Origin of the sequence: Aeromicrobium sp. REDSEA-S32_B7 (genome assembly GCF_001626145.1) — a bacterium.
Classification (GTDB): Bacteria; Actinomycetota; Actinomycetes; order Propionibacteriales; family Nocardioidaceae; genus Aeromicrobium; species Aeromicrobium erythreum.
Genome location: NZ_LUNF01000130.1, coordinates 1 through 5,409 on the forward strand (window position 1 = coordinate 1; position 5,409 = coordinate 5,409).

At 69.9% G+C, this 5,409-nt stretch carries 6 protein-coding genes; 3 read left to right on the plus strand and 3 right to left on the minus strand.

What is annotated here, in order from left to right:
* Positions 1-648: 648 nt before the first annotated feature.
* From rplL to A6Q79_RS09315, 3 genes are all read right to left on the minus strand, one after another.
* On the minus strand, positions 649-1,044 hold the full coding sequence (rplL, locus tag A6Q79_RS09305) for a 50S ribosomal protein L7/L12 (protein WP_286689131.1): 396 nt from the start codon (positions 1,042-1,044) through the stop codon (positions 649-651).
* A 56-nt stretch (positions 1,045-1,100) separates the two neighbouring features.
* The gene (gene rplJ, locus A6Q79_RS09310; protein WP_253025262.1) at positions 1,101-1,706 is read right to left on the minus strand and encodes a 50S ribosomal protein L10; all 606 of its coding nucleotides are present in this window, start codon (positions 1,704-1,706) and stop codon (positions 1,101-1,103) included.
* Between the two features lie 232 nt (positions 1,707-1,938).
* Positions 1,939-2,757: an LppX_LprAFG lipoprotein gene (locus A6Q79_RS09315; RefSeq protein WP_067854737.1), complete on the minus strand. Its 819-nt coding sequence runs from the start codon at positions 2,755-2,757 to the stop codon at positions 1,939-1,941.
* Positions 2,758-2,886: 129 nt separating this feature from the next.
* Here A6Q79_RS09315 and A6Q79_RS09320 point away from each other — a divergent pair, with 129 nt between their 5' ends.
* The 3 genes from A6Q79_RS09320 to A6Q79_RS09330 all read left to right on the plus strand — a co-directional run.
* On the plus strand, positions 2,887-4,059 hold the full coding sequence (locus A6Q79_RS09320) for an ATP-binding protein (RefSeq protein WP_067854735.1): 1,173 nt from the start codon (positions 2,887-2,889) through the stop codon (positions 4,057-4,059).
* A 121-nt stretch (positions 4,060-4,180) separates the two neighbouring features.
* Positions 4,181-4,708 (plus strand): TasA family protein, encoded by a 528-nt coding sequence (locus A6Q79_RS09325; protein WP_067854733.1) that lies wholly within the window; start codon positions 4,181-4,183, stop codon positions 4,706-4,708.
* A gap of 166 nt (positions 4,709-4,874) precedes the next feature.
* Positions 4,875-5,409 (plus strand): signal peptidase I (locus A6Q79_RS09330; RefSeq protein WP_317697932.1); only part of this gene is annotated, 535 nt, incomplete at its 3' end.

The window sequence follows — 5,409 nt, forward strand, 5'->3', positions numbered from 1 at the left end:
GGTCCGGGTCGATGTGACCCGGACCACCTATTGTAACGACACTGTGCGACGCCGGTTACGAGAACTCCCTCATGAGTTGACTCGTCAGTAACGTGTCGCAGGTCTCAGCGACCGTACCTCATGCAACTCGGGGTGACAAAGGTGGCATCCGTCACGTGGACGGCACCGTCATGACTCGTCGCCCGCGCCGTCACGGGGCTGCTACGCGGCCGTCGTCGAGGCCGGCGCAGGGACTTTCGACCCGTGACCGGTGGGTCCGAGGGGTGCGGTCGTCGGCGGTCCGCGCCCGCAGCGGTGTGGGTTCGTGTGGAGGTGGGAGCGAGCCGCGGTGCACGTGATCTCGGACCGGGGTCGCGTCGAGCACGAGGTTCCGCGTCCGTGCGCTGGGACCCCAGGGATGCTGCGTCCGCTGCGGTATCCCGGCGCGGACGCAGAGAGGTTCGCCCTGGTACGCACGAATGCAGGGTCGTGCGTCTGCGGTGCTGTGGATCTCGAGCAGCGTTCTGCGTCCGCGTGCCGACGACACAGGGACGCTCGGGACGAGTGGCCCTGCCGGGCGGACGCGAAGGACCCCCGCCGCACCCGGTGTCCCGGGGCGACGGGGGTCCTCGTCGACGTCACTGCGGACGTCAGGCTGACAGCCTCAGATCACTTGAGCGTGACCGTGGCGCCGGCGGCCTCGAGGGCCTCCTTGGCCTTGTCGGCGGTCTCCTTGTTGACCTTCTCCAGGACGGGCTTCGGAGCGCCCTCGACGAGGTCCTTGGCCTCCTTCAGGCCGAGGCTCGTGAGACCGCGCACCTCCTTGATGACCTGGATCTTCTTGTCGCCGGCCGACTCGAGGACGACGTCGAACTCGTCCTGCTCGGCGGCGGCGTCACCGGCGTCGCCACCGGCGGCCGCGGGGGCGCCGGCAGCAGCCACGGCCACGGGGGCAGCGGCGGTGACCTCGAAGGTCTCCTCGAAGGCCTTCACGAACTCGGAGAGCTCGATGAGGGTCAGTTCCTTGAATGCGTCGAGCAGCTCGTCGGTGCTGAGCTTCGCCATGATTGGCGTCCTTTCGTTGGTGAGACCCCGAGGGGGTCCCGATGTGAATCGGGCGTTCAGCCCTCGGAGTCGGTCTCGGCGGAAGCCTCGACCTCGGGCGCCGTCTCGGCCACGGGGGCCTCGTCGGCAGTGTCGGCGGCAGGCGCCTCCTCGGCCTTCTTCGCCTCGAGGGCCGCCACGAGGCGGGCCGTCTGGGCGAGGGGGGCGTTGAAGAGCGACACGGCGTTCTGAAGGCTGCCCTTCATCGCGCCCGCGAGCTTGGCGAGGAGGACCTCGCGCGACTCGAGGTCCGCCAGCTTCTTGACCTCGTCGGCGTCGAGAGCCTTCCCGTCGAGGAAGCCTCCCTTGATGACGAGGGTGGTGTTGGCCTTCGCGAAGTCACGCAGACCCTTCGCCGCCTCGACGACATCGCCCTTGATGAAGGCGATGGCGGTCGGACCCGTCAGCAGGTCCTCGGACAGCTCGACCCCGGCCTCGCGGGCCGCGATCTTGGTCAGCGTGTTCTTGGCGACGGCATAGCTCGCACCCTCACCGAGCGAGCGCCGCAGTTCCTGCAGCTGCTTCACGGTGAGACCGCGGTACTCGGTGAGGACGATGCCGTCCGACTCGCGCAGGCTCTGCGTGAGCTCGGCGACGGCGGCGACCTTCTCCGCGTTTGCCATGGGTCTCCTTCAGGTGGTCGTTGCCTACGACCGACGCCATGCAGGGATGCGCACGTCGGGAGGCTCTGGGAACCCACCACCATGAGGACACCTGCGCGGGCCGCCCCGTTCGAGGCACTTCACGGGACCCAGGTGGGACCCGACCAGCGGTCTTCGGCTGGTCCAGTCTACGCACGAGCCCCCGCAGCACCAAATCCGGTGCGACGGGGGCTCGGCGAGGGCGTGCAGGGACCTACAGGGAGCCTGCGCCCATCTGGCCGAGGTCGACGTCGGAGATCTGGTCCTGCGCGGGCGCCTCGATGGAGACGTCCTCGCCCCACTTGCTGTAGTCCATCGTCATCGCCGTGCCCGCGAGGTCCAGCGTGATGCGACGCGGGAGGTTGTCAGGGCCGATCCACATCGTGTAGACGATCTCCTTCGGCAGCTGCGACGACGCGCCCGCGCCGGCCGCGCCCAGCTGGGAGACGATCTTCTGGGAGTCGACGCCGACGACGTACGGCTTGGCCTCGACGCCGTCGATCTGCTTGGCCGCGCCCTTCTGCTCGAAGCTCGTGATCGAGCCCTGCAGCTGCTCGATCTGCTTGGAGGGGTCGACGCTGTCCAGCAGGCCGCTGAACTGCTTGCCGATCGGGTTGCTCGTGTCGTTGAGGTCGATCTTCGCGAACTTGTTCTGCGTCATCGGGCCCATGTTCATGTAGAACACGCCGTCAACGAGACGCATCTCGATGTCGCCCTGCGCGCCGGCGGACATCTTCATCGCCATCTTCGTGTCGGCGACGTCCTTCGCGACCGCGACGTCGCCGCTGGCCTTGATCTCCTGGCCGCTGACGCCGAAGTCCATCTCGACGTGGCTGGTCTTGGCGTCCTGCTGGGCCTGGGAGACCTCGGTGAAGAAGTTGTCCTTCGTGAGCGTGGTCGACGCCTTCTCGCCGACGGAGGACGAGTCGCCCTTCGCCTGGGAGGAGTCGTCACCGCCGCACGCGGCGAGGGTGGTGCCGGCGGCCAGCACGAGGGCCAGCGCCGCGGTGGTCTTCTTGAGGCGAAGGTTCATGTTTGGAGCGTACCTGCCGCTCGAAGGGGTACGCGAGGTGACGGATGGTCTCCCGCGGGGGCATCCTGGCATGCGCGACGAGACCCCCGTCACACGCAGCGGCGTCGTGACGTACGGCGAGGAGGACACGTGATCGAGGTCGTCGGAGGCACCACCGACCAGCAGGAGCAGGAGCTCGCGCGCTACGCGGTGCTCACCGAGCCGGTCGGTCGCGACCTGCAGGCGCTCGTCGACCTCGCGGCGCAGGCCTGCGACGTGCCCAGCGCGGCCATCAACATCATCACGCGTGACCAGCAGCACCAGATCGTCGCCACGGCGGGGATCGCACCGTCGGTGTGCTCGCGGTCGGACTCGATGTGCGCGGCGGTGATGGCCGAGCGCGACGCCGTCGTGGTGCCGGACGCCACCGTGGACGAGCGCTTCCGGACCAACCCGTTCGTCACGGGCGTCATCGGAGCCGTCCGGTTCTACGCGTCGGCCCCGCTGGTGACGCCCGACGGCGTGCACCTCGGACGGCTGTGCCTGTTCGACGAGTCCGCGCGCGAGCTCACCCCGGAGCAGGAGACGTCGCTGCGCACCGTGGCCGAGCAGGTCATGGACGTGCTGGAGCTGAGGCTGCGCACCCGGGAGCTCGAGCGCGCCAACCACCACCTGGCGCTCTTCGCCGGGCAGGTGAGCCACGACCTGCGCAGCCCGCTCACCGCGATCCTCGCCAACGTGGAGCTTCTGGAGACCGAGCCGGTCGTCGCCACCCGCGGGGACCTCGGCACGGTCGTGCGGGCGGTCTCCGACGCCGGCCGTCGCATGAACCGGATGATCGAGGAGATGCTCGAGTTCGCCGTGCGCGGCGGACGCCTCTCCCTCGTCGACACCCCGCTGGAGCACGTCTTCACCCTCGCCCTGACCGACCTCGAGCCCGTGGTGCGCCAGGGTGGCGCGACGGTGACGGTCGGGATGCTGCCGACGGTCCGCGCCGACGCGGACATGCTGTACTCCGTCGTGCTGAACCTGCTCACGAACGCGCTGAAGTTCACGCGCCCCGGCGTCCCGGCACAGGTGAGCGTGACCGCGCACCGCCACGGCGACGCCTGGCGGGTGACGGTGGCCGACAACGGCCGGGGCATCGAGCCCGAGCGGCGACGGGAGGTCTTCGACCTGTACGACCGCGGCGACGACCCCGACAGCCACGGCATCGGCCTGGCGACGACGCGTCGGCTCGTGCAGGCCCACGGCGGCCGGGTCGGGGCGGAGGACTCCCCGGCCGGTGGCGCGGCGGTGTGGTTCGAGCTTCCCGCGGGGTAGCCGCCGACCGGTTCCCAGACGTGGAGTGCGTGGGGATCTCGTGGGGGACTTCTGTGGATCTCGGCTCCGTAGCGTCGTCGACATCACCTCGATCACGCAGCACCGCACAGGAAGCCACACCATGAACACCAAGAAGGTCCTCCTCCCCCTCGCCACCCTGCTCGCCGCCGGCGCCGTCGCCATCGGCTCGGGCGCGACGTTCACCTCCAGCACGGCGAACACGATCAGCTCGGTGACGTCGGGCACCCTGACGCACACGAACTCCAAGAACAACGCGGCGGTCTTCTCGCTGTCGAACATCAAGCCCGGCGACGTCGTCAACGGCAGCCTCACCATCACGAACACCGGTTCGCTGCCGGCCTCGTTCAGCCTGACCGAGACGTCCTCGACGAACGGCTTCGCCGACAACGCGCTCTCGCTCACCATCACCAACACCACGACGGGCACGAAGGTCTACGACGGCAACTTCGGCGGCCTGACCGACGGCCAGAAGAACCCGCTCGGCACCGTCGACCCCGGCGTCGCCAGCTCCTACACCTTCTCGGTGCGCCTGGCCGACACGGCGGACAACACGCAGCAGGGCAAGACCGCCTCGGCCGCCTACAGCTGGGACTCCACGCAGCTCGCCGCCACCACCACCAACCAGTGAGACCAGCCCGGACGTGACGTGGAGGGAGGGTCACGTCCGGGTCGCCCGGCACGCGGGGAGGGCCGCAGCGCCGGGCCCGAGGGGGCGCGCCCGTCGCGCGCCTCCTCGAACCACCTCCACCGCCACCAGCCACCACGGCCCGTCCACCGCCAGCAGGGAGAGCACCATGAGCACCTCAGCGCAGCACCGCGTCGAGCGTCGCACCGCACGCCGCGTCACCTCCTCGGCGGTCAACGCGCTCCTGGTCGTGGCGACCCTCGCCGGTCTGGCCTACCTCGCGCCGAGCCTCCTGGGCTACCAGCGCTACGTGATCACCGGTGGCTCCATGACCGGGACCATCGACAAGGGCTCGATCGTCCTCGAGAAGGCCGTGCCGGTCGCGGACCTCGCCGTCGGCGACGTGATCACCTACCAGCCTCCCGCCGACAGCGGCGTCCCCAACCTCGTGACGCACCGCATCATCGAGATCGGCACCGCGGAGGGCGGTGGCCGCCTGCTCCGGACGCAGGGTGATGCGAACCCGCAGCCCGACCCCTGGCGGTTCTCGCTCACCGCGCCCACGCAGCCCGTCGTCCGGCACCACGTGCCCCACGTCGGCTGGGTGCTCGTCGCCCTCGCCGACCGCGACGTGCGCGTGCTCGTCCTCGGCGTGCCCGCCGGCCTCGTCGCGCTCGCCAGCGCCGTGGAGCTCCTCCGGGCCC

Coding starts and splice junctions, on each gene's coding strand:
- rplL (WP_286689131.1), bottom strand. CDS start 1,044: ATGGCGAAGCTCAGCACCGACGAGCTGCTCGACGCATTCAAGGAACTG.
- rplJ (WP_253025262.1), bottom strand. CDS start 1,706: ATGGCAAACGCGGAGAAGGTCGCCGCCGTCGCCGAGCTCACGCAGAGC.
- A6Q79_RS09325 (WP_067854733.1), top strand. CDS start 4,181: ATGAACACCAAGAAGGTCCTCCTCCCCCTCGCCACCCTGCTCGCCGCC.
- A6Q79_RS09315 (WP_067854737.1), bottom strand. CDS start 2,757: ATGAACCTTCGCCTCAAGAAGACCACCGCGGCGCTGGCCCTCGTGCTG.